The sequence below is a fragment of the Pseudomonas sp. MS01C9 genome, from assembly GCF_058202755.1.
Genome location: NZ_CM177073.1, coordinates 5,051,039 through 5,073,194, shown reverse-complemented (window position 1 = coordinate 5,073,194; position 22,156 = coordinate 5,051,039). Strand labels below are relative to the sequence as shown.

The window sequence follows — 22,156 nt, the reverse complement described above, 5'->3', positions numbered from 1 at the left end:
CGCTGTTGCGCCAGGGCCAGCCGCAATGATGGGCTGGCTGCGCAGCTCCCTGCCCGCGCGCGCCGCGGTAGCAGTCATCCTGATTGCCATCCTTGCCCTGGCCAGTTCCCTGAGCGCCGGATTGATCGCCTGGTTCAGCCAGGGCGATGCGGCAGCGATCAACACCGCCGGCTCGGTGCGCATGGAGACCTACCACCTGAGCTGGAAACTGGCGGCGGGCGACACCGCCGCCATCCCGGCCATCGTCGACAGCCTGCAGCAACGCCTCAACAGCCCTTCCCTTCGCGCCGTGCTGGAGGACGGCCCGACAACTGCCCTGAACCAGAGCTATCGTGACCTTCTGCAACGCTGGGACGAGACCCTGCGCCCCGCCGTCGAGCGCGGCGACTCGGCGCTCTTGCAGGCCAGCGCGGATTCCTTCGTCGCGCAGCTGGACCAGTTCGTCACCCTGCTGCAACGCCAGAGCGAGCACAAACAGGGCTGGCAACAGACGATCCAGGGCATGGCGCTGTTCAGCACCATGATCATCCTGCTGATCGGCTTGTACGAACTGCAATACAGCGTGGTCACGCCGTTGCAGGAACTGGTGGAGGCGACCCAGCGTTTTCGCCGTGGTGAATTCCAGGTCCGGGTCAATCACCAGTCCGAGGATGAACTGGGCCAACTGGCGACCAGCTTCAACACCATGGCCGAAACCATCGAGCAGTCCCACCGGACCCTGGAAGAACAGGTCCGCCAGAAAACCCTGAACCTGCAACACGCCAATGCCGCCCTGGAACTGCTGTACCAGAGCAGCCGCAGCCTCGCCACGCGCCAGGCCAATGCCCAGGGCCTGGATGAGCTGATCGGTCGTTTCCAGCAGCGGCTGCCGGGCCTGCGCCTGTCGCTCTGCCTGCAAGGGCAACTGCAGGCCCCCGCGCGGCAACTGCTGGCGATTCATGGCGCCAACAACCGCGAGGTCTGTGCCAGCAGTGACTGTGCCACCTGTCAGAAGCATCATGGTGCCCGGCCACAGACCTTCAGCATCAGCAACCAGGGCAACGAACTGGGCGAGCTCAAGGCGCATTTCGTCGACGGCCATACGGCGCAACCCTGGGAGACCGAACTGATCCAGGCCCTGGCCAACGTGATCGGCACGTCACTGTCCCTCAAGCGCCAGCGCGAGCAGGACCATCGCCTGTTGCTGCTGGACGAACGCACCATCATTGCCCGGGAGCTGCATGACTCCCTGGCCCAGGCCCTGTCGTACATGAAACTGCAGGTCAGCCGCATGCAGACCCTGATGCGTCGTGGCGAACCGGTGCAAACCCTGGAAGCGGTGACCGGCGAGCTGCGCGAAGGACTCAACAACGCCTATCGCCAGCTACGGGAATTGCTGACCACGTTTCGCCTGCAGATCCACGATGACGGCCTGGTGGAAGAGCTCAAGGACACCGCCGCGGAGTTCTCCAGCCGCGGGGACTTCCAGGTCCATCTGTTCATCGACACACTGGCTTTCGAGCTGTCGGCCAGCGAACAGATCCATATCCTGCAGATCACCCGTGAAGCCTTGTCCAACTGCCTGCGCCACGCACACGCCGAGAATGCCTGGCTGCAGTTGCGCCAGGAAGGCGAGACGGTGCAATTGTCGGTCGAAGACGATGGCCGTGGTTTCAGCGGCGAAGTGGACCAGCGCGAACACCATGGCCTGAACATCATGAACGAACGGGCCCGCAGCCTGCGCGGCCAGCTGCAGATCCTCTCCCGGACACCCCAGGGCACCCGTATCCAGGTGTGCTTCCAGCCGGAATTCCTGGGCCAACACACCGAAGGCACCGTCACATGAACGCCCCCCTGCGCCACACCCTGCTACTGGTCGACGACCATCCGATGATGCGTCGCGGGATTCGCCAGATGCTCGAACTCGAAGACGACCTGCAGATCGTCGGCGAAGCCAGCCATGGCGAAGAAGCCCTGTGTTTGATCGAACCGCTCAAGCCCGACCTGGTGCTGCTGGACAACAACATGCCGCAGATGAACGGCATCGAAACCCTGCGTCGGCTGCGCGCCATGAACTACAGCGGCAAGGTGTTGCTGTTCACCGTGTCCGATGCCGAGGACGACATCCGCGATGCCCTGCGCCTGGACGCCAACGGCTACCTGCTCAAGGACATGGAGCCCGAGCTGCTGGTGCAGTACATCCGCGATGCGCTCAAGGGCGCCCTGGTGATCAGTCCCGGGCTGACTCGTGTCATGGCCCAGGCCCTGCGCTCCCCGCCCCGCCAGGCCGACGTGGACCTGACCGAGCGCGAACGCCAGGTGCTCAAGACCATCGCGGCCGGCTACAGCAACAAGGTCATCGGCCACAAGCTGGGCATCACCGAAGGCACGGTGAAGGTCCACGTCAAGAACCTCTTGCACAAGCTCGGCCTGCGCTCGCGGGTCGAGGCCGCCGTATGGGCCATGGAGCACCTGCGCGGGGTCGGTTAGGCTGCAATGCCCGGGCAGGTCTCCCCGCCCGGCTCCCCAGCCGCCATTTGAAAAGTCCTCGGAGACAAAGGTCAGGCCAGGCAAAAACCGCCTGGGAAGCTGGATTCACTGGCGTAAACGAGCATTCCGAGGCGGTTTTCGACGCCGCATCACCGAGTATCAGGGCTTTTCGAACAGCACTTAATGTTGGACCTGGACCATGGAGCTCACCTGCACCCGGGCCTGCATCTGCTCCGCCCCGCCTCCGCGACGCATGCCCCGCACCGGGCAGGCATCGAGGTAGTCCAGGCCGACCGCCAGCTTCAGGTGCCGGTCCGGGCGGGTCAGGCGGTTGGTCACATCGAAGCTGTACCAGCCATCGCCCAGCCAGGCTTCGGCCCAGGCGTGGCTCGCCAGGTGACTTTCATCCTCGGTGCACAGGTAGCCCGAGACATACCGTGCCGGAATCCCCAGGCTGCGGGCGCACGCCAGAAAGGCGTGGGTATGGTCCTGGCAGACACCCGAGCCGCCGGCAAACGCCTCGGCGGCCGTGCTGTTGACCGCGGTCGTACCCGGACTGTAGGGCATGCGGGCCACCAGGCCGTCCATCAGGGCGGTCAAGGCGGCACGATCGCGTCGGCCCGCGCATTGTTCCTCGGCGAAGGCACCGAGGGCGTCGTCCGCCTGGGTGAGACGGCTGGTACGCAGGAACGGCAATGGCGACTGGTCATCCGGCTCCACCTCCACCGCCTGGTGGATCTGCACCTCACCGTAGGCCGTGAGCACCAAGGCGCCGTGGGGCTCGTCCATGGTCATCACATGCAGGATGTTGCCGTACGGGTCGAGCTGGCTGCGCACCAGGCGCGGCAACTCCAGGTGCCATTGCAGGATGCGCTGGCGCTGGCTGTCCTTGGGCGTCAGGCGCAGGAACTGGATGCTGGTGCACACCTCGTCGGTGTAGCGGTAGGTGGTGTCATGGCGTATGGAAAGTTTCATACGACCTCCAGATAGGATTCGTGGACGGTCTGGCCCAGGTGGCGGATCTGGTCGATAAGGTCGGTCAGCCACAGATGCAGGCCCGAGGCCAGGATCTCGTCGATCCCGGAATAACGCAGGCGTGCGTGCAGCTCCGCGGCCAGGCGCTGGGCCGGGCGCCCATTGTTGCCCGGCAGGCTGGCCAGGATGTGGTCGAGTTCCTCGATGCAGGCGAGCAACGAGCGCGGTACATCGGCGCGCAGCAGCAACATTTCCGAGACCTGCTCGGCATTCGGCGCATTGCGGTAGATCTCGTTGAACGCCTCGAAGGAAGACAGGGCCCGCAGCAACGCGCTCCACTGGTAGTAGCCGCGCGCCGATTTGTCGCTGACCTCCTCCGACTCCTCGCCATACATTTCGTAGCGGGCGTCCAGCAACCGCAGGGTGTTGTCCGCCCGCTCGATGAAGGTGCCCAGGCGAATGAAACAGTAGGCATCGTTGCGCATGATGGTGCCCGACGTCGCCCCACGGAACAGGTGCGAGCGTTCCTTGACCCATTCGCAGAAATGACTGATGCCGTAGCGTCCCAGGCCATTGCCGGCGATGTTGCGCATTTCCAGCCAGGTGGCGTTGATGTTTTCCCACATGTCGGCGGTGATGCGTCCGCGCACGGCGTGGGCATTGGTCCGCGCCGCCCGCAGGCAGCTGTAGATGCTGCCGGGGTTGGTGTCGTCCAGGGCGAAGAAATGCAGCATGTGTTCGCTGTCGAGCGCCCCATAACGAGCGTTGTAGTCGTCCAGCGTACCGGCGGCCAGCAATGACATCGCCAGCTCGGCGTGCCCGTCGCTACGCCCGGCCTGGGGCATCAGCGACAGCGAGTAGCTGACCTCCAGCATGCGCGCCAGGTTCTCGGCGCGCTCCAGGTAGCGGGACATCCAGTAGAGGTCCGAAGCGGTTCTTGAAAGCATGTCTTAATCCTCCACTACCCAGGTGTCCTTGGTACCGCCACCCTGGGACGAGTTCACCACCAGCGAGCCCTCGCGAAGCGCCACGCGGGTCAGCCCCCCGGGCACCAGGCGCGTCTCCTTGCCCGACAGCACGAACGGACGCAGGTCGATATGACGCGGGGCGATGCCGTTCTCGACAAAGGTCGGGCACGTGGACAGGCTCAGGGTCGGTTGGGCGATGTAGTCTTGCGGCCGGGCCTTGAGGCGGGCGCGGAAGTCTTCGATCTGCGCCGCGGTCGCCGCCGGCCCCACCAGCATGCCGTAGCCGCCGGAGCCCTGGGTTTCCTTGACCACCAGGTCGGGCAGGTTGGCCAGCACATGGGACAGGTCCTGGGGCTTGCGGCACTGCCAGGTGGGCACGTTCTTGAGGATGGGTTCTTCGGTGAGGTAGAAGCGGATCATCTCGTCCACGTAGGGGTAGATCGACTTGTCGTCGGCCACGCCGGTGCCGACGGCATTCGCCAGCACCACATTGCCGGCGCGGTACACGGCGATCAGCCCGGGCACGCCCAGCATGGAGTCGGGGTTGAACGACAGCGGATCGAGGAACGCATCGTCGAGACGACGGTAAATCACGTCCACCTGTTGGGGACCTGCCGTGGTGCGCATGTAGACATGGTCGTCGCGCACGAACAGGTCGGCCCCTTCCACCAGTTCCACCCCCATTTCCCGGGCCAGGAACGCGTGTTCGAAATAGGCACTGTTGAAACGGCCGGGGGTCAGGACCACGGCGGTGGGGTTGTCCAGCGGGCTGGAGCTCTTGAGGGTGTCGAGCAGCAGGTTCGGGTAATGATCGATGGGGGCCACGCGCTGGGCCGCGAACAGTTCGGGGAACAGGCGCATCATCATCTTGCGGTCTTCGAGCATGTAGCTCACGCCGCTGGGGGTGCGCAGGTTGTCTTCCAGCACGTAGTAGCTGCCATCGCCGTCACGCACCAGGTCGACACCGGCGATATGGGCATAGATGCCCCGGTGCAGGTTCAGGCCCTGCATCGCGATCTGGTAACCCTCGTTGGCCAGCACCTGCTCGGCCGGGATGATGCCCTCCTTGAGAATGCGCTGGTCGTGATAGATGTCGGCCAGGAACATGTTCAGGGCCTGGACCCGCTGGATGCAGCCGCGCTCGACCGTCTGCCATTCACTGGCCTTGATGCTGCGCGGAATGATGTCGAACGGTATCAACCGCTCGGTACCCTGCTCGTCCCCATACAGCGTGAAGGTGATCCCGGCGCGATGGAACAGCAGGTCGGCTTCGCGCCGGCGTTGCTCGAGCAGCTCGGTCGGCGTGTCCGCCAACCAGCGTGCGAAGGCTTGGTAATGCGGGCGGCAGTCACCCTTGGCGTCATACATTTCATTGAAAAAAGCTCGGGGCATAGCCAACTCCCAGCCGCGTTCTACACGGCATTTCTTATCACTGCGTCATTCCAATAGTGCGGCCTTGCCTGTTTGGGTGAGCCTTGTTTGATGAGCCCTGGTTCTATGAGCACCTCATGGATGTCGGTCGCTGATCTGGCCTTTGCGTCTGGAAGACGTGCGCCCCCTTCAACTCTGCGTAGTGCCCCTCTCCTCTGTTCTGTGGGTGTCTGTTCCATGGAAGCCCCCGGTTCGGTGGCCACTGACTCAAGCCGTAGCAAAGGCTGTGCCCAAGCTCGAGGTTAGGCGCTTTCGCTGGAAAAACCGGCGCAAAATGGCGTAACCGTGAAATTTTTATTCGTTTGAGCGGCGAAAAGCACCTGATAAGGCTGCAAAGCCCTGCACGGCGCCTGACCAGGACATCGCAAACGGGTCGAATCGGTGCAGCGAAACGGATGAAGGGCGCTTGATGCCCTGAAACGGGGAAATTACTACCCACTGGCGATTTCGGCCTCCCTGCAAGCCGGCAATCGAACCAAGCCCATGTGTGTCAAAAGTGACAATTGTCCCCACTGGCCCGCCGCCGTCGCGCAAACGGCTGTCAACTGCCCGCAAAGCCCAATAACGTATCGCGCAAACGGATCAACTCTGATTAAGGATGATGCACGTGGGGGTCTTTCGGTTGCTGCTGGCAATGCTGGTGGCGATGTCTCATATGGGCGTGACGTTCATGGGCTTCAATCCCGGCGTGGTGGCCGTGATTTCCTTCCTGATCATCAGCGGCTTCGTGATGACCTCCCTGATCGAACGCAACTACGGCAGCGATGGGCAGATTGGCCTGTTCTACATCGACCGGCTGTTGAGGTTGTACCCTCAGTTCCTGCTTTACTTCGCCCTGTCCTGCGTGGTGATTCATTTCCTGTTGCCCGGCACACCCCAGGCCGCGGCCCTGACCCTGGAAAACGTCGCCACCAGCCTGCCGATCGTACCGCTGGGTTTCTATATGTTCGGCATCACCGTGCCGCAGATCCTGCCGCCGGCCTGGTCCCTGGGCATGGAAATGTGTTTCTACCTGCTGATCCCGTTCCTGATCCGCTACAGGGCGCGGGGCATCGCATTCGCGGCGTCCGTGGCGATCTTCCTGGTTGCCTCGCTGGGCTACCTCGACACGGATATATACGGCTACCGGTTGCTCCCGGGCGTGCTGTTCATTTTCCTCTGTGGCAGCTACCTGTACCGGGCCCAAGCCAAGGGCCTGTGGATCGCGTCGATGACCGCGGCTGTGGCTGGGTTGATGTGCCTGGGCATTGCCATGGGGTTCATTCCCCGCCGTCCTTTCAACGCGGAAGTCACCCTCGGCATCGCCCTCGGCCTGCCGGCAGTATTCCTGCTCGCCAGGCACAAGCCTCATCGGCTGGACGAACTGCTGGGCAATATCAGCTACGGGGTGTTCCTCAACCACTTCGTGGTGATGTACGTACTGCGGGCGTTCTGGCCGGTGGAGTACAACGCGCTGATCATCACGGCGGTACTGGTGCTGTCGTTCGCATTGAGCGGCGTGTCCTATTACCTGGTGGAGCGACCGGCGCTGAAGCTTCGCCACGCCCTCAGGTCAGGCGTCAGGCAGGACGCGGCGAAGCCCCCCGTCGGCGGCACCCCGGCTTAGCCTGCGACACCATGAAAAAGCCCGGGACAAAACCCGGGCTTTTCGGTTTCAGCGCAGCGCGATCAGAATGTCACGCTGGCGCTCAGGCGTGCGGTACGAGGCTCGCCGACGTTGACCTGCAGCTCGCTGCCGGTGGAGGACGGGTAGTACTGCTTGTCGAACAGGTTGTCCACGTTCAGCTGCAACGAGGTCTTGTGCCCCAGCACCGGAGATTCCCAGCGCAGGAAGGCATCGGCGACGGTGTAGCTGCTCAGCCAGAAATCGTTGTCGTTATTGGCGGCTCGTTCACCAACGTAGCGCGCACCGCCCCCGGCGTGCCAGGCGCCGAATTCGGCGGGGACATTGAGATGATGGGTCAGGTACAGGCTGGCGGTGTGTTTCGGCGCGTCGGCGAGACGGTGACCTTCGTCATCCGGATCGTCGAGGATTTCCGTATGGGTGTAGGCGTAGGTGCCGATCAGGTCCCAGCGGTCGGAAAGGCGACCGGTGATGTCGAGTTCCAGGCCTTGGGAGCCGACTTTTCCGGCGGCTTCGGAGACTTCGTCGACAGTAGTCACTACGTTCTTCTTAACAATGTCGAACAGGGCGAGATTGATGTTCAAGCCCGGCAACGGATCGTACTTGGCGCCAATTTCATAGCTGCGCCCCTCCTCTGGCTTGAAGGTACGACTGTCCTTGTCGACCACGTCGTTGGGCTTGAATGAACGGCTATAGTTGCCATACAGCGAAAGGGTCTCGGATGCCTTGTAGACCACGCCCAGGAATGGCACGAAAGCGTCGCCGTTATCGTCGCGAACCGGCGAAGCAGGAACCAGTCCTTGTGTAGTGTATTGATCGTAATGCTGGTAGCGACCACCAAACACCAGGATCCAACGATCATCCAGATGCCAGTTGTCCTTGAGATAGATGGAGCTGGATGTCAGTTGGTTGCTCAGATTACTTTGTGCCGCATTGATTCTGCCCGGCTCTGCCAGCCCACCGTAGACAGGGGCTGTGATGTCGAATCCGCCTTGCGCGACCCCACGATAGGTCTTGCCGCGATACTGATCGGATACCTGATTATCGACCCCCACCAGCAGGTCATGGCGTTGGCCGAACAGCTCCTGCTTACCAATGAAATCCCAACTCGCGTAACGGGTCTCATCATCGTAGTGCGCGCCATTGGCAGCCCTGCGCAGGATATTGCCAGTCAGTTGGCTCGGCTGCGCAATCGAAAGGCTGTACCGATCATTGTTCCAGCCATACGTCACGCGGGTTTTCCACGCCTCGCTCAGCTCATACTCGAAACGCGCCGTCGCTGTCTCGCGAATGCCCACGCTTTTGGCCCAGGGCTCGTCCAGGCGCTTGTCATAATCGATGTCCACCGGATGTCCATTGCGGAACACTGTGCCCCGGTCAAACGGATTGGAATATTCGTTGTACTCATAACTCAAATTCAACGAAGCCCGCTCACCCGTCCAGGCCAGCGAAGGCGCGACCAGAGTGCTCTCGTTGACCCCGTAGTTGCGCCAGTAATCTTCATGTTTGCGCTCGGCAATCAAGCGATACGCCAACCCTGTGTCTCCCAACGGCCCGGTGGTATCCAGGGCCATGGTGCCGCCGCCTTCGCTGTAGCCCGAGCCGCTCAATGTGGTGCTCCGGGTGTACTCGGGCTTCTTGCTGATCACGTTGATCAGGCCGCCCGGCTCCAGCGCGCCATACAGCAACGAGGCCGGCCCCTTGAGCACCTCGACCCGCTCGGTGGTGGCGCTGAAATTGTGCCCCAGGTTCGAGCGCACGCCATCGCGCAGGATCGAGCCATCGTCGTTGGTACCAAAGCCGCGCTTGACCAGTGAGTCCCGCGAGCCGCCCAGGGTGTTGCCCTGGCTGACACCGCTGACGAATTTCATCGCATCGTTCAGCGAGCGCACCTGATAGTCATCCAGGGTCTGCTGGGTGACGACATTGATGGACTGCGCCTCTTCCTTGATCGGTACATCGCTCTTGCTCGCCGTGCTGGCTTGCGATGCCGTGTAACCCTCGTCCTGAGTGATGCGGGTGCCCTGGATATCCGTGGTGGGCAGCTCAAGGGAATCCTGCGCCCACAAGGGGCTGGCGATGAGGCAGCAGGACAGCGTGGGCAGCACACGCTTGAAGAATGCGCTGCGGTTAGCGAAAGGGATGGAACGCTTCAAGAAAGGGCACTCATGGGAGGGGACGTTAATGAGAGCGAATATACTTTGAGAATAATTCCCAGTAAATCTTTTCCATCAAACCCATCGCCTTCCAACCCTATGAATCGGGCCGACTTTTGCAGAGTGATATCAAATAGCCCTTCCCCGCCTAAAGCTTTGGCGCTTTCGGTCGAATGTATTCCATTAAAAGATTTTTCCGCCCAGGAGCGACGGTATGCAGACGTTAAAGGACTTGTACGAGTCTATCGAAATGCGTTTTTTCGATACCCTCACTAAAAAGCTGTCGAGCCTTTTTCTACTGGTCGTGGTCAGCGGGTTGCTGTACTGGGTCGCCCTCAGCGCCCGTGCGGACATCGTGCTGCAGTTGCGCAATGCCCAATTGGACGCCGCCTTGCTGGGGCAGATCGAGGGGCGACTCGACAGCCTGACCCACGCGCTGCTGTTCGGTACGTTACTGACGGCGGGCATGATCAGCTTCATGGTCTGGTACTTCCGCCATCTCATCGTGCGCCCGGTCACAGCCATGACCAAGGCCCTGGAGGAAATCGCCAACGGCGAAGGCGACCTGTCCAAGGACTTGCCCCTGGTGACCCACGACGAAATCCGCGTACTGGCAGGCACGTGCAACCGTTTCCTGGCCAAGCAGCGGGAAATCATCAGCAACGTCCAGGCCCTGACCGTACACATCGCCGTGGAATCGGCGCGTTCGCTCAAGAACATCAGCGATTCCAGTGACAGCGCTACCCACCAGGCACGCTTCGCCAAGGAAGTGATGGACCAGAGCAACAGCGCCGTTGGCCGCATCGAGGAAGTCTCGCGCCAGACCCAGGGCATCTCCAGCACCACCGCCCAGAACCTGAGCATGGCCCGCGACTCCTACGCCGAGTTGCTCGAAGTGACCGGCAACATCAGCGAAATCTCCAGCAGCCTCAACGAGTTCGCCACGCTGGTGAACGCCTTGAACCAGCGCTCCTCGAGCATCAAGTCCATCGTCGGGTTGATCCAGCAGATCTCCGCCCAGACCAACCTGCTGGCGCTCAACGCCGCCATCGAAGCCGCCCGGGCCGGCGAAAGCGGCCGAGGCTTCGCCGTGGTGGCCGATGAGGTGCGGACCCTGGCACAGAACGTCAGCCGGGCCACCGACGATATCTCCCGCAACATCGACGCCATGCTGGAAGAAGTCAGCTCCACCCATCAACAGACCACCCAGATCAGCCACAGCGCCCGGGAAACCCAGAAAGTCGTGGAGCGCGCCTCCGGCCATTTCGAAAGCATGATCGGCGACTTCGAGTCCACCAATGGCAAGCTGGCGGACATCGCCGAGCATATCCAGCAGTTCGCCGATGCCAACACCGGCATCAACGAGCGAGTCACCCAGATCCACGCCGACAGCCAGTCCATCGATCAGCGCATGCAGCATTCGGCGACCGCCACCCGCGACCTGTCCGGCGTGGCCGAGCGGGTACAGGCGTTGCTGGGCCGCTTCGTGCTCGGCCATGGCAAGCTGGACGCCGCCATCACCCGGGCCAGCGAATGCCGCGACACCCTTCAGGTCCGCCTGCAGGCACTGCTGGACGAGGGGCTCGATCTGTTCGACCAGAGTTATCAGCTGATCCCGGGCACCGATCCCAAGCAGTACATGACCCGCTACACCGAACGCTTCGCCCAGGTCTGCCAGGAAGCCTGCGACACCCTCACCCGCAGCACGCCGGGGGGCAAGGTTTCGTTCATTGTCGACAGCAAGGGGTATTGCCCGGTGAACAACAGCTGGGTTTCGAAGCCACCGACCGGCGACAGGGCGGTGGATCTGCCGGTGTGCCGCAACAAGCGAATCTTCAACGACCCCATTGGCCTACGTGCGGCAGGCAACGTCCAGCGCTTCCTGCTGCAGACCTACCTGCGCGATACCGGGGAAATCATGACCGAGATCGACGTCCCGTTCTTCTTTGGCGGTCGTCACTGGGGCAACTTGCGCGTGGGCTTCGATGCGGCGGTGTTGCTGGCGGAGTGAGGGTGCGCTTACACGCCCCCCTCCCCCGGAAACGACTGATGCTGGGGGGAAGTCTGCTCACAAGCGGTGGATCAGCGACATCATCGTCAACTGACCCACTGCCATCGCGAGCAGGCGTGCTCCCACAAGGGATCCGTGGCGTAAGCAAATCCTGAGGTCATCCTACAAAGGGGTCTGAGGTGTATGCACCTCTTGAGCCCCCAGAAACAACTGTGGGAGCGAGCTTGCTCGCGATAGCGGTGGATCAGCGACATCATCGTCAGCCGACCCACTGCCATCGCGAGCAGGCTCGCTCCCACAAGGGTTGCATCATCCGCCGGCAATCAGCGGTTCAACAGCACTTGGGCCCGGCCTTGCCGCCGTAGCGGGCTTCCTGGCGTTCGCGGAAGAACGCCTCGTAGTCCATCAGCGGCTTGTCCGGGTGCTTGGTTTGCATGTGCTCGACGTAGTTGTCGTAGTCGGGCATGCCGACCATCAGGCGGGCGGCCTGACCGAGGTATTTACCGAGGCGACTCAAGTCATTGAACATCGTTGCAATCCTCTGGTTACGCGTCCGGCAGGGCCTGGAATGGCGCTTCTTTGTCCGTGCGCTCTTTCGTGCCCCAGGCGGCGATGCCGACCTTGAGCGCGTAGAACAGGATGCTGAAGACCACGAACAGGAACAGCACCGTCAGCGTGGCGTTGGTGTAGGCGTTGAACACCACGTGCTGCATCTGCTCCACGCTCTTGGCCGGGGCCAGGACCTGGCCGGCGGCCAGGGCATCGTTGTACTTGCGCGCCAGGGCCAGGAAGCCGATCGCCGGGTTGGCGTCGAACAGCTTGATCAGGCCCGCGGTGGTGGTGCAGATCAGCAGCCACGTCGCCGGCAGCAGCGTGACCCAGACGTAGCGCTGGCGCTTCATCTTGATCAGCACCACGGTACCGAGCATCAGGGCGATCCCCGCCAGCATCTGGTTGGAGATGCCGAACAGCGGCCACAGGGTGTTGATGCCACCCAGCGGATCGATCACGCCCTGGTACAGCAGGTAGCCCCACAGTGCCACGCAACCGGCGGTGGCGATCAGGTTGGCGGGCCAGGATTCGGTGCGCTTGAGGGCCGGCACGAACGAGCCCAGCAGGTCCTGCAGCATGAACCGCCCGGCACGGGTGCCGGCGTCCACCGCGGTGAGGATGAACAGCGCTTCGAACAGGATCGCGAAGTGGTACCAGAACGCCATGGTGTTCTCACCCGGCAGCACCGAGTGCAGGATCTGCGCGATACCCACCGCCAGGGTCGGCGCACCGCCGGCGCGGGCCAGGATGGTGGTTTCGCCGATGTCCTTGGCCACCGCCTGCAACGCGTCCGGCGTGATGGCAAAGCCCCAGTTGCTGACGGTCTGCGCCACGGCCACCACGTCGGTCCCGACGATGGCCGCCGGGCTGTTCATGGCAAAGTACACGCCCGGCTCGATCACCGAAGCGGCGACCATGGCCATGATCGCCACGAAGGACTCCATGAGCATGCCGCCGTAGCCGATGTAACGGGCATTGACTTCGTTATCCAGCAGCTTGGGCGTGGTGCCCGATGAAATCAGCGCATGGAAGCCCGACACCGCGCCACAGGCGATGGTGATGAACAGGAACGGGAACAGCCCGCCCTTCCACACCGGGCCGGTGCCGTCGGTGAACTGGGTCAGCGCCGGCATCTTCAGCTCGGGCATGGTGATCAGGATGCCGATCGCCAGGGCGACGATGGTACCGATCTTGAGGAACGTGGACAGGTAGTCCCGCGGCGCCAGGATCAGCCACACCGGCAGCACCGCCGCGACAAAGCCGTAGCCGATCAGCATCCAGGTGATCTGCACGCCGGTAAAGGTGAAGGCCTTGGCCCAGACCGGATCGGCGGCCACCTGCCCGCCCAGCCAGATCGAACCCAGCAGCAACAGCACGCCGATGAGGGAGATCTCACCGATGCGGCCCGGGCGGATGTAGCGCATGTAGATGCCCATGAACATCGCGATCGGGATGGTCGCCATCACCGTGAAGATCCCCCACGGGCTCTCGGCCAGGGCCTTGACGACGATCAGCGCCAGCACCGCGAGGATGATGATCATGATCAGAAAGCAGCCGAACAGCGCGATGGTGCCGGGGATACGGCCCATTTCCTCGCGCACCATGTCGCCCAGGGAGCGACCGTTGCGGCGGGTGGACAGGAACAGGACCATGAAATCCTGCACCGCACCGGCCAGCACCACGCCGGCGATCAGCCAGAGCGTGCCGGGCAGGTAGCCCATCTGCGCCGCCAGCACCGGCCCGACCAGCGGCCCCGCGCCGGCAATCGCCGCGAAGTGGTGGCCGAAGAGGATGTGCTTGTTGGTCGGGACATAGTCCAGGCCATCGTTGTTGAGCACGGCGGGAGTGGCCCGGCGCGCGTCGAGTTGCATCACGTTGTTGGCGATGAAAAGGCTGTAGTAGCGGTAGGCGACCAGGTAGATGGCCACGGCTGCGACGACGATCCAGAGGGCGTTGATGGGTTCGCCGCGGCGCAAGGCCACGACACTCAACGCACAGGCTCCCAGAACAGCCACGGCAAACCAGGCGAGGTGTTTAACCAGACGGGTTGTCATTGCGTGTCTCCTGCCGATGTCCAAGAGGACTGCGGCGATTGTTTTTATAATGTGCCCCGGCTATTCGGAGCCGGCCCAATATCGTTGCAAGCCGTCAATAAATAAATCCGTAGTACTACGTAGACGCCGTCGGTCTTGCAGGGCCGGGCTTGCTTGCACAGGTCTGCTATCGGGTAGGATGTTTGGCATATGATGCCAGTCATCACGCCTCCCCTCGCCAGGCCCGGACAGGAGTACAGATGCTGCTCAAACACAAAATCGTCGCCCTCGGGATCCTGCCCCTGGTCCTGGCGATCGCTGTCATCTGCGTGCTGGTGATTTCCCTCAACCGCCAGTTGGGTGATCAGCAGGCGCAACTGATCGAAGACAGCATCCTGGCCAGCAAGCGCGCCGAGTTGAAGAACTATGTCGAGATGGCGCAGAGCCTGATCGCCCCGCTGTACAACGATGGACAGGGGGACGAAAAGGCCCAGCAGCAAGTGCTGGAGGAGTTGCGCAAGCTCAGCTTCGGCATCAACGGTTATTTCTTCGTCTACGATCGCCAGGGCCGCAGCCTGATGCATGCACGCCAGTCGGAACTGGTGGGCCAGTACCTCTGGGACATGAAGGATCCCCACGGCCTGCCCGTCATCCAGGCGCTGATCAAAAGCGCCGAGTCAGGCGAAGGCTTCCAGCGCTATGCCTGGAACAAGCCCTCCTCCGGCCAGGTGACCGACAAACTGGCCTATGTGGTCATGCTCGATCGCTGGGGCTGGATGCTCGGCACCGGGATCTACCTGGAGGATGTCGAACTCGCCACCCAGAAGGCCCGCGATGAAGTGGCCCAGGGCATCCACACCACCATGCAGGCCATCGCCGCGGTGGCATTGGTGGCGGTGCTGCTGGTATTCGCCGGCGGCATGACCCTGAACGTCAGTGAGCACCGCCTGGCCGACAAGAAACTGCAACGGCTGAACCAGCGCATCGTCAGCTTGCAGGAGGAAGAGCGCTCACGGGTGTCTCGCGAGCTTCACGACGGCATCAGCCAGGTGCTGGTGTCGATAAAGTTCCAGTTCGAACTCGCCAGCCATGTCCTGGAGAATGGCCAGGAAAATGGCCTGGGTATCCTGAAGAACGCCACCGACCGGCTGGGCCAGGCCATCGGCGAAATCCGCAGCATTTCCCATGACCTGCGCTCTTCCCTGCTCGATACCCTGGGCCTGCCGGCCGCCATCGGCCAGCTCGCCGCCGAGTTCGAACAGCGCAGCGGGCTCGAAGTGTCCTATCGAAGCAACGAATTCGACTGCCGGCTGGAAAATGGCGCCCCCGTCTCGCTGTTCCGCATCGCCCAGGAGGCCTTGACCAATATCGAACGCCACGCCGGAGCCAAGCGGGTCGCCATCACCCTGTTCGGTTCGGGCCAGTCCTTGCGCCTGACGGTGGTGGATGACGGCATGGGCTTCAACGTGCCCCAGGTCGAACGTGGCCATGCTGGCATCGGCTTGCGTAATATCCGCGAACGGGTCGAGCATTTCGGCGGCCGCCTGGAACTGACCTCGACACCCGGACGAAGCGAACTGGACGTCCTGCTCCCCATGAACATGTCGGTCACGCAAAGCTGATGAGCCCCCATTACAACAAGAGCGCCTGCCCATGAGCCTGCCCCCTGTAATCCGTGTCGCGCTGGTGGACGATCATTCCCTGGTCCGCGACGGCATCAGGGCCTTGCTGTCCGTCATGCCGCAACTGGAGGTGGTCGGTGAAGCGGAGAACGGCGAGCAAGCGCTGGAAATGATCGGTCGTTGCCAGCCGGACCTGCTGCTGATGGACATCGGCCTCAAGGACATGAACGGACTGGAACTGACCCGGCTGCTGGGCAAGCAGTACCCCAGCCTCAAGATCCTCATGCTCAGCATGTACGACAATCATGAATACGTGAGCGAGTCCGTGCGCTCCGGCGCCAGTGGCTACGTGCTCAAGAACGCCCCATCGCGGGAAATCATCGCCGCCATCGAAGCCATCATCAGCGGCGGCACCTTCTACAGCGCCGAGATCGCCCAGCGGCTCGCCGCCGATCCGAACACCGACAACGAACTGACCCCTCGCGAGAGCCAGGTGCTGCGCAAGATGGTCCAGGGCCTGAACAACAAGGAAATGGCCCGGGAACTGGACATCAGCGTGCGCACCGTCGAGACCCACCGCCTGAGCATCCGCCGCAAGCTCAACATCGACAAACCCGCGGCACTGGCGAAGTACGCCATCGATCACGGGATCATATCCAGCTGAACAGTGGACGGCTGACGCGGATGCAGCGGGCGGAACCGTCCACGCAAGGTTGCAACGGCGCCATGGCTCCGGCAGGTGCCTCGCTTCACTTCGCGAACAGCTGGCCCATGTCCTTGAAGGCCTTGAATTCCAGCGCGTTACCACACGGATCGAATAAAAACATGGTCGCCTGTTCGCCAACCTGGCCCTGGAAGCGAATATAGGGCTCGATCACGAATTCGGTGCCGAAGGACTTCAAGCGTTCGGCCAACGCTTCCCATTCCTGCCAGCCCAGCACCACGCCAAAATGCGGGACAGGAACGTCATGACCGTCCACCGGGTTGCTATGGACGCTTTCCTGGGACGGCGTCTTCGGATGTTCATGGATCACCAGCTGATGTCCGAAAAAATTGAAATCGACCCATTGGGCGCTGGACCGCCCTTCTTCCAGGCCAAACACTTGGCCGTAGAAAGCGCGGGCGGCCGCGAGGTCATATACAGGGATAGCCAGGTGAAAAGGCGCGATACTCATCGGGACTCCAGGGGTTTGAGGTCAGGGAAACCAGCCTAGCGCCGCGCAGAAGATAAAAAAATCAATATAAATCGCTCAGGAACACAACTATTCTTTGTGAATGATCAAAGAACTCAAAACACTGGTCGCCGTCTGCCGCGAGGGCACGTTCGCCGCCGCCGGCCACCGAATCGGCCTGACCCAGGCCGCCGTCAGCGCCCAGATGCAGCGTCTGGAAGCCGAGCTGGGCTTCCCGATCTTCGATCGCAAGGGTCGTAGCGCCCAGCTCAATCGGATGGGTCATCAAATCCTGCTCCAGGCCCAGGACCTGCTGCGCCTGTACGACAACCTGGGCTCCGCCAGCATCGGTGCGCCCGCCAGTGTCTTGATCAACATCGGCGCCATCGCCTCGGTACAGCGCTCGTTCCTGCCGGACGCGCTGGCGAAGTTCCACCGACAGTATCCGCAATGCCGAACCCGCGTGATACCCGGCCTGTCGATCGAGTTGATCAACCTTGTGGACGCCGGTGAGATCGACATGGCCCTCATCATTCGCCCGCCTTTCTCACTGCAGAGCGACCTGCGCTGGGCCACTCTGGTCCGTGAGCCCTACCGATTGATCGTACCCGCCGATGTGCCCGGGGATGACTGGACCGAACTGCTCGCCAGCCAGCCCTTCATCCGTTATGACCGCTCTTCTTTCGGCGGCAGGCAGGTGGACCGATTCCTCAGCCGGATGCCTGTCAACCTGCGAGAAATATGCGAGCTGGATGAACTGGATGCGATCATCAAACTGGTGGGAAAAGGCGTGGGGGTCGCGCTGATTCCCCAGACCGCCGCCCATCAGGACTGGCCCGGCGACGTCCGGGTGGTGGAGCTGGGGGAGCACACTTTTCACCGTGATATCGGCCTCGTGCATCGTCGCCCCCAAAGCCTGAGCGAGCCTGTGGGATCGCTCGTGCAATTGATGAGCGAACATATCCGACCGGACGGCCCTTGAACACGAGCCCTGCCGCCACCGCGGGCGCAAGCATGCCCAGCCCACGCCTTCGGTGACAGCCTGCAAGCACTTTCACTACACTGGCCCGTCTTGTCCCCTTCCCTTGCGAGACGTGCGTCCCTATGAAAAACACAATAAGCACAATGACGTTCTGCGGCCTGATGGCGCTGTGCGGCAGCGTCATGGCCGAGCCGGCCCCTTCCCATCTGGATCAGGTCCTGCAACGCGGCGAGCTCAAGGTCTGCACCACCGGTGACTACAAGCCCTACACCTACAAGGCTGAAAGCGGTGAATACGAAGGCATCGACATCGACATGGCACGCTCCCTGGCCACGAGCCTGGGGGTGAAGGTGCAGTGGGTGCAGACTACCTGGAAGACCCTGATGCCGGACATGCTGGCAGGCAAGTGCGACATCGGCATGGGCGGGATTTCCGTGACCCTGGAACGCCAGAAGAAAGCGTTTTTCAGTGACACCCTGGACGTGGACGGAAAAATCCCGCTGGTGCGCTGCGAAGACCAGTCGCGCTACCAGACCATCGAGCAGCTCAACCAGCCCTCGGTGCGCCTGGTGGAGCCCGCCGGCGGCACCAACGAAGCCTTCGTACGGGCCTTCCTGCCCAAGGGCCAGCTCAGTTTCCATGACAACGTGACCATCTTCCAGGAGCTGCTGGACAAGCGGGCCGACGTGATGATCACCGATGCGTCGGAAGCCCTCTACCAACAGAAACTCAAGCCTGGCCTTTGCGCCGTCAACCCGACCCGCTACCTGCAATATGGCGAGAAGGCCTATCTGCTGCCTCGGGACGACACCACCTGGAAAATGTATGTGGACCAGTGGCTGCACCTGAGCAAGGCCAATGGCAGCTACCAGAAAGTCATCGGGCAGTGGCTGGCGGTGCCAGGGGCTCGATAACGCTCTGATAACGATGCGTTAGGCTGTGGGAACGAGCCTGCCCGCGATGGCGCCGGGTCAGCCACACTGCAAGTCGCTGACACACCGCCATCGCGAGCAGGCGCGCTCCCACAGACTTGAACGGGACCCGATTCAGCTCACTGTCCTGCCCGCACCTTGGCGATTTCGTCGTACATCATCTTCACCAGGTTGGCGTCCAGGGACTGGGCGAACTTGTCGATCACCGGCCGCACCCGCTCGCGGAAGCGATCTTTCTCGGCCGGGGTGAGTTCGTTGACGGTCATCGCGCCAGCCAGCGTCGCCTTGGCCTTGTCCATGCTCGCCGCGGTGACTTCCCGCTGGAAGTGCTGCGCTTGGGCGGCGGCCTCGCGAATCATGGTTTTTTCAGCATCGTTGAGGCGATTCCAGGTCTTCTGGCTGATGATCAACGATTGCGGGTTGAAGATATGGCCCGTGACGGACAGGTATTTCTGCACCTCGTAGAACTTGTTGCCCTCGATCACCGTGAACGGGTTCTCCTGGCCGTCGATGGTGTGTTGTTCAAGACCGGTGTAGACCTCGGGGAACGCCATCGGCACGGGGTTGGCCCCCAGCGCGGAGAAGGTTTCCAGGTAGATGGGCGACTGAATGACCCGAATCTTCAGGCCCTGCATGTCTTCGAGCCGGTTCACCGGATGCTTGCTGTTGGTCAGGTGGCGAAACCCCAGGTCCCAGTAGCCCAGGCCGACCAACCCTTTGCTGTCCAGTTGCGCTGCGAGCTTCTGGCCGACCGGTCCGTCGATCACCGCATGGGCCTCGGCGGCGTCGTTGAACAGAAACGGAAAGTCGAGCATGGCGAAGTCCGGTGCCTGGGCCGCCAGGATGCCCGAGTTGAGCACGGTGATATCCAGCGTACCGCCCTGCAGGGCAGACACCGTCTGCACGTCACCGCCCAGCGTGCCGCCGGGGAACAGGCGGACCTTGATCTTGCCGCCGCTCTTTTCGCTGAGCAGGTCGGCGAACTTCTGCGCCCCCTGGCCCTGTGGATGTTCCTTGACGTTCTGGAACGCGAATCGCAGGGTGCGCTCGCGTATCTCGTCCGCATGGCCGGCCACGCTGCCCAGCAGCAACCCCGTCGCACATGCCCCGGCCAACAGGGTCTTCATCAGTTTTCGCATGTCACTCTCCATTCATTATTGTTGTTGAGGTCGAGCTGACCAGGCTTGCACCGGGCTCATCCGGTGAAGAACTTCAACGGCCCGAGGACCAGTTGCGGGAACAGCACCAGCAGGAACAGCACCACGAATTGCGCGAGCATGAACGGCCAGACCCCGCGGACGATCTCCTCGAAATCCAGCTTCGCCACGCCGCACACCACATTCAGTACCGTGCCCACGGGCGGGGTGATCAGGCCGATGGCCGTATTGATCAGAAACAGCACGCCGAAATACACCGGATCGATCCCCGCCTGGATGACCGCGGGCATCAGCACCGGCGTGAGGATGAGGATGGTCGGCGTCATGTCCATGACCGTTCCCACCAGGATGATCAACGCCATCATCACCAGCAGCAGGAGGGTCTGGTTGTCCATGAAGGGTGCCAGCAGCTCCACCAACTGACCCGGCAGGTCTGCAATGGTCACCAGCCAGGATGAAACCATGGCCGCCGCCACCAGCAGCATCACCACCGAAGTGGTCCTGGCCGAGGACAGGATCACTTCGTACAGTTGGCTGACTTTCATTTCCCGATAGATCACCAGGGACACGAACAGCGAGTAGACCGCCGCCACCACTGCGGCTTCGGTGGGGGTGAAGATGCCGAACTTCAGGCCCAGGATGATGATCAGGGGCAGGCCCAGCGCCCAACTGCCGTCGAGCAGGGTGCGCAGTACTTCGGCGCGGGAGCGCTTGGGGGGCGTTTCCACATGCTCGTTGCGCGAGATGTACCACCAGGCCACGGCCAGCGAAGCGCCCAGCAACAGCCCTGGCACGATGCCGGCCAGAAACAGCTTGGAAATCGACACACCGGACGCCACGCCAAACACAATGAAACCGATGCTGGGGGGAATGACCGGCGCAATGATGCTGCCGGCCGCGATCAGGCCGGCCGACCGACCCCGGGAGTGCCCGGCCAGCACCATCATCGGCACCAGCAACGCCGCCAGTGCGGCCGCGTCGGCAACGGCGGAGCCGGAGAGCGATGCCAGCAGGCAGGACGCGATGATCGCCACGTAACCGAGGCCACCGCGCTTATGCCCTACCAGGGCCATGGCAATGTTGACGATGCGCTTGGACAAGCCGCCGACATTCATGATTTCGCCGGCCAGCATGAAGAACGGCACCGCCATCAGCGGAAAGCTGTCGGCGCCATTGAGCAGGTTCTGGGCAATGATCTGCGCGTCGAACAGGTCCAGGTAGACCATCAACGCCACACTGACCACCAGCAAGGCAAACGCGATGGGTATGCCCAGCGCCATGCTGCCCATCAGGGACCCGAGGAAAATGGCCAGTGTCATGGGCGGTCACTCTTGATGGGGTTATGCGCCAGCACTTGCGTAGCGTCGTTGTCCTTGATCATCACCAGCTCGTCGTCGCCGAGCTTGCCGAACAGGGCCAGGTAGAGTTCATGGAGCAGGATCGGCGCGGCACTGGCACCGAATACCAGGCCGGCGGCATAGAACAGCGCCATGGACAGACCGGATGCCGGTGCGACCACCTGCAGGTTGATCACCGCCTGCTGCCAGCTGCCCAGCAAGATCAACCAGCAGATGTACAGCATCAGCAGATGCCCGATGACCAGGCAGGCGCGCTTGCCGGCCGCTGGCAGACGCTTGACCAGGCTGTCCATGCCCAGGTGCGCGCGGTCCTTGAGTGCCACCAGGGCGCCGAGAAAAATCATCCAGACGAAGAACCAGCGCGACAGCTCCTCGGACACGCTGATGCCGGAGTTGAAGGCGTAACGCAGCACGACGTTACCGAATACCAGCACGATCATCGCGACCATGCACAGGACAATCAGCAACTTGAGCAACTTGAAATACAGATCGACGACTTTGGTCATCTTGAAGACCTCTCGGGTTTGTCGAGCGCCGGCCTCGGCGGCGCGATAGGACCGCAGCGGCGTGGGCCGCTACCGGGTCGAACCGGAGACGCAAATGGCTTCAGGAATGAAACGACAGAGCGAAGAGAGAGCGTGGGGTGCCCGCGGACGGCTGCGCATAGGGTGTTCCTCTATTTTTATTATGAGCCCCGCCGTATCGGACAAGACT

The 22,156-nt window shown here is 62.3% G+C and carries 18 protein-coding genes; 8 read left to right on the top strand and 10 right to left on the bottom strand.

What is annotated here, in order from left to right; translation table 11 throughout:
- The first annotated feature begins 25 nt into the window (after positions 1-25).
- Entirely contained in the window at positions 26-1,825 is a 1,800-nt protein-coding gene (locus AC1M7R_RS23040; RefSeq protein ID WP_072390915.1) for a HAMP domain-containing protein, read from the top strand.
- Complete coding sequence (gene narL / locus AC1M7R_RS23035) at positions 1,822-2,469, top strand: two-component system response regulator NarL (protein ID WP_072390912.1); 648 nt, start codon at positions 1,822-1,824, stop codon at positions 2,467-2,469. Before AC1M7R_RS23040 ends, narL begins: the two co-directional genes overlap by 4 nt.
- Positions 2,470-2,649: 180 nt before the next feature.
- On the opposite strand, the gene AC1M7R_RS23030 is transcribed toward narL, so the two are convergent.
- From AC1M7R_RS23030 to AC1M7R_RS23020, 3 genes are read right to left on the bottom strand one after another with little or no spacing between them, the layout of a single operon-like run.
- A complete protein-coding gene (locus AC1M7R_RS23030; protein ID WP_072390909.1) occupies positions 2,650-3,444 on the bottom strand; it encodes a transglutaminase family protein in 795 nt (264 codons plus the stop codon).
- The gene (locus AC1M7R_RS23025; protein ID WP_072390906.1) at positions 3,441-4,391 is read right to left on the bottom strand and encodes an alpha-E domain-containing protein; all 951 of its coding nucleotides are present in this window, start codon (positions 4,389-4,391) and stop codon (positions 3,441-3,443) included. The genes AC1M7R_RS23030 and AC1M7R_RS23025 overlap by 4 nt, the downstream gene beginning before the upstream one ends.
- Positions 4,392-4,394: 3 nt before the next feature.
- Entirely contained in the window at positions 4,395-5,804 is a 1,410-nt protein-coding gene (locus AC1M7R_RS23020; RefSeq protein WP_072390903.1) for a circularly permuted type 2 ATP-grasp protein, read from the bottom strand.
- Between the two features lie 646 nt (positions 5,805-6,450).
- Between AC1M7R_RS23020 and AC1M7R_RS23015 the strand changes: the two genes are divergently transcribed.
- Positions 6,451-7,449 (top strand): acyltransferase family protein, encoded by a 999-nt coding sequence (locus tag AC1M7R_RS23015; RefSeq protein WP_072459243.1) that lies wholly within the window; start codon positions 6,451-6,453, stop codon positions 7,447-7,449.
- A gap of 62 nt (positions 7,450-7,511) precedes the next feature.
- Here the strand turns inward: AC1M7R_RS23015 and AC1M7R_RS23010 are convergent, their stop codons facing one another.
- Positions 7,512-9,623, bottom strand: coding sequence for a TonB-dependent siderophore receptor (locus AC1M7R_RS23010; protein ID WP_490609941.1), 2,112 nt, complete (start codon positions 9,621-9,623; stop codon positions 7,512-7,514).
- 214 nt (positions 9,624-9,837) lie between these two features.
- Between AC1M7R_RS23010 and AC1M7R_RS23005 the strand changes: the two genes are divergently transcribed.
- Positions 9,838-11,634, top strand: a complete 1,797-nt coding sequence (locus tag AC1M7R_RS23005; RefSeq protein ID WP_072390897.1) for a methyl-accepting chemotaxis protein — start codon at positions 9,838-9,840, stop codon at positions 11,632-11,634.
- A gap of 331 nt (positions 11,635-11,965) precedes the next feature.
- On the opposite strand, the gene AC1M7R_RS23000 is transcribed toward AC1M7R_RS23005, so the two are convergent.
- Together AC1M7R_RS23000 and AC1M7R_RS22995 are read right to left on the bottom strand one after the other, a co-directional pair.
- A complete protein-coding gene (locus tag AC1M7R_RS23000; RefSeq protein WP_072390895.1) occupies positions 11,966-12,163 on the bottom strand; it encodes a YbdD/YjiX family protein in 198 nt (65 codons plus the stop codon).
- Between the two features lie 16 nt (positions 12,164-12,179).
- Positions 12,180-14,240, bottom strand: coding sequence for a carbon starvation CstA family protein (locus tag AC1M7R_RS22995; RefSeq protein ID WP_072430556.1), 2,061 nt, complete (start codon positions 14,238-14,240; stop codon positions 12,180-12,182).
- A gap of 239 nt (positions 14,241-14,479) precedes the next feature.
- On the opposite strand from AC1M7R_RS22995, the gene AC1M7R_RS22990 reads away from it, so the two are divergent.
- Positions 14,480-15,841, top strand: coding sequence for a cache domain-containing protein (locus tag AC1M7R_RS22990; protein ID WP_072398947.1), 1,362 nt, complete (start codon positions 14,480-14,482; stop codon positions 15,839-15,841).
- A 31-nt stretch (positions 15,842-15,872) separates the two neighbouring features.
- Positions 15,873-16,505: a response regulator gene (locus AC1M7R_RS22985; RefSeq protein WP_072398946.1), complete on the top strand. Its 633-nt coding sequence runs from the start codon at positions 15,873-15,875 to the stop codon at positions 16,503-16,505.
- Between the two features lie 85 nt (positions 16,506-16,590).
- Here the strand turns inward: AC1M7R_RS22985 and AC1M7R_RS22980 are convergent, their stop codons facing one another.
- A complete protein-coding gene (locus AC1M7R_RS22980) occupies positions 16,591-17,016 on the bottom strand; it encodes a VOC family protein (protein WP_072430555.1) in 426 nt (141 codons plus the stop codon).
- Between the two features lie 100 nt (positions 17,017-17,116).
- Here AC1M7R_RS22980 and AC1M7R_RS22975 point away from each other — a divergent pair, with 100 nt between their 5' ends.
- The gene (locus AC1M7R_RS22975; protein ID WP_072398944.1) at positions 17,117-17,995 is read left to right on the top strand and encodes a LysR family transcriptional regulator; all 879 of its coding nucleotides are present in this window, start codon (positions 17,117-17,119) and stop codon (positions 17,993-17,995) included.
- A 122-nt stretch (positions 17,996-18,117) separates the two neighbouring features.
- Entirely contained in the window at positions 18,118-18,909 is a 792-nt protein-coding gene (locus AC1M7R_RS22970; protein ID WP_072398943.1) for a transporter substrate-binding domain-containing protein, read from the top strand.
- Between the two features lie 137 nt (positions 18,910-19,046).
- Here AC1M7R_RS22970 and AC1M7R_RS22965 read toward each other — a convergent pair whose 3' ends face one another.
- Genes AC1M7R_RS22965 through AC1M7R_RS22955 form a run of 3 tightly spaced genes read right to left on the bottom strand, consistent with a single transcriptional unit; the run spans position 19,047 to position 21,948 of the window.
- A complete protein-coding gene (locus tag AC1M7R_RS22965) occupies positions 19,047-20,066 on the bottom strand; it encodes a TRAP transporter substrate-binding protein (protein WP_072398942.1) in 1,020 nt (339 codons plus the stop codon).
- A 56-nt stretch (positions 20,067-20,122) separates the two neighbouring features.
- Positions 20,123-21,403: a TRAP transporter large permease subunit gene (locus AC1M7R_RS22960; RefSeq protein WP_072398941.1), complete on the bottom strand. Its 1,281-nt coding sequence runs from the start codon at positions 21,401-21,403 to the stop codon at positions 20,123-20,125.
- A complete protein-coding gene (locus AC1M7R_RS22955) occupies positions 21,400-21,948 on the bottom strand; it encodes a TRAP transporter small permease (protein WP_072398940.1) in 549 nt (182 codons plus the stop codon). The genes AC1M7R_RS22960 and AC1M7R_RS22955 overlap by 4 nt, the downstream gene beginning before the upstream one ends.
- Positions 21,949-22,156: the final 208 nt, after the last annotated feature.

Coding starts and splice junctions, on each gene's coding strand:
- AC1M7R_RS22965 (WP_072398942.1), bottom strand. CDS start 20,066: ATGCGAAAACTGATGAAGACCCTGTTGGCCGGGGCATGTGCGACGGGG.
- narL (WP_072390912.1), top strand. CDS start 1,822: ATGAACGCCCCCCTGCGCCACACCCTGCTACTGGTCGACGACCATCCG.
- AC1M7R_RS22955 (WP_072398940.1), bottom strand. CDS start 21,948: ATGACCAAAGTCGTCGATCTGTATTTCAAGTTGCTCAAGTTGCTGATT.
- AC1M7R_RS22970 (WP_072398943.1), top strand. CDS start 18,118: ATGAAAAACACAATAAGCACAATGACGTTCTGCGGCCTGATGGCGCTG.
- AC1M7R_RS23005 (WP_072390897.1), top strand. CDS start 9,838: ATGCAGACGTTAAAGGACTTGTACGAGTCTATCGAAATGCGTTTTTTC.
- AC1M7R_RS22990 (WP_072398947.1), top strand. CDS start 14,480: ATGCTGCTCAAACACAAAATCGTCGCCCTCGGGATCCTGCCCCTGGTC.
- AC1M7R_RS22985 (WP_072398946.1), top strand. CDS start 15,873: ATGAGCCTGCCCCCTGTAATCCGTGTCGCGCTGGTGGACGATCATTCC.
- AC1M7R_RS23000 (WP_072390895.1), bottom strand. CDS start 12,163: ATGTTCAATGACTTGAGTCGCCTCGGTAAATACCTCGGTCAGGCCGCC.
- AC1M7R_RS23020 (WP_072390903.1), bottom strand. CDS start 5,804: ATGCCCCGAGCTTTTTTCAATGAAATGTATGACGCCAAGGGTGACTGC.
- AC1M7R_RS23025 (WP_072390906.1), bottom strand. CDS start 4,391: ATGCTTTCAAGAACCGCTTCGGACCTCTACTGGATGTCCCGCTACCTG.
- AC1M7R_RS23030 (WP_072390909.1), bottom strand. CDS start 3,444: ATGAAACTTTCCATACGCCATGACACCACCTACCGCTACACCGACGAG.
- AC1M7R_RS22980 (WP_072430555.1), bottom strand. CDS start 17,016: ATGAGTATCGCGCCTTTTCACCTGGCTATCCCTGTATATGACCTCGCG.
- AC1M7R_RS23040 (WP_072390915.1), top strand. CDS start 26: ATGATGGGCTGGCTGCGCAGCTCCCTGCCCGCGCGCGCCGCGGTAGCA.
- AC1M7R_RS22960 (WP_072398941.1), bottom strand. CDS start 21,403: ATGACACTGGCCATTTTCCTCGGGTCCCTGATGGGCAGCATGGCGCTG.
- AC1M7R_RS22995 (WP_072430556.1), bottom strand. CDS start 14,240: ATGACAACCCGTCTGGTTAAACACCTCGCCTGGTTTGCCGTGGCTGTT.
- AC1M7R_RS22975 (WP_072398944.1), top strand. CDS start 17,117: ATGATCAAAGAACTCAAAACACTGGTCGCCGTCTGCCGCGAGGGCACG.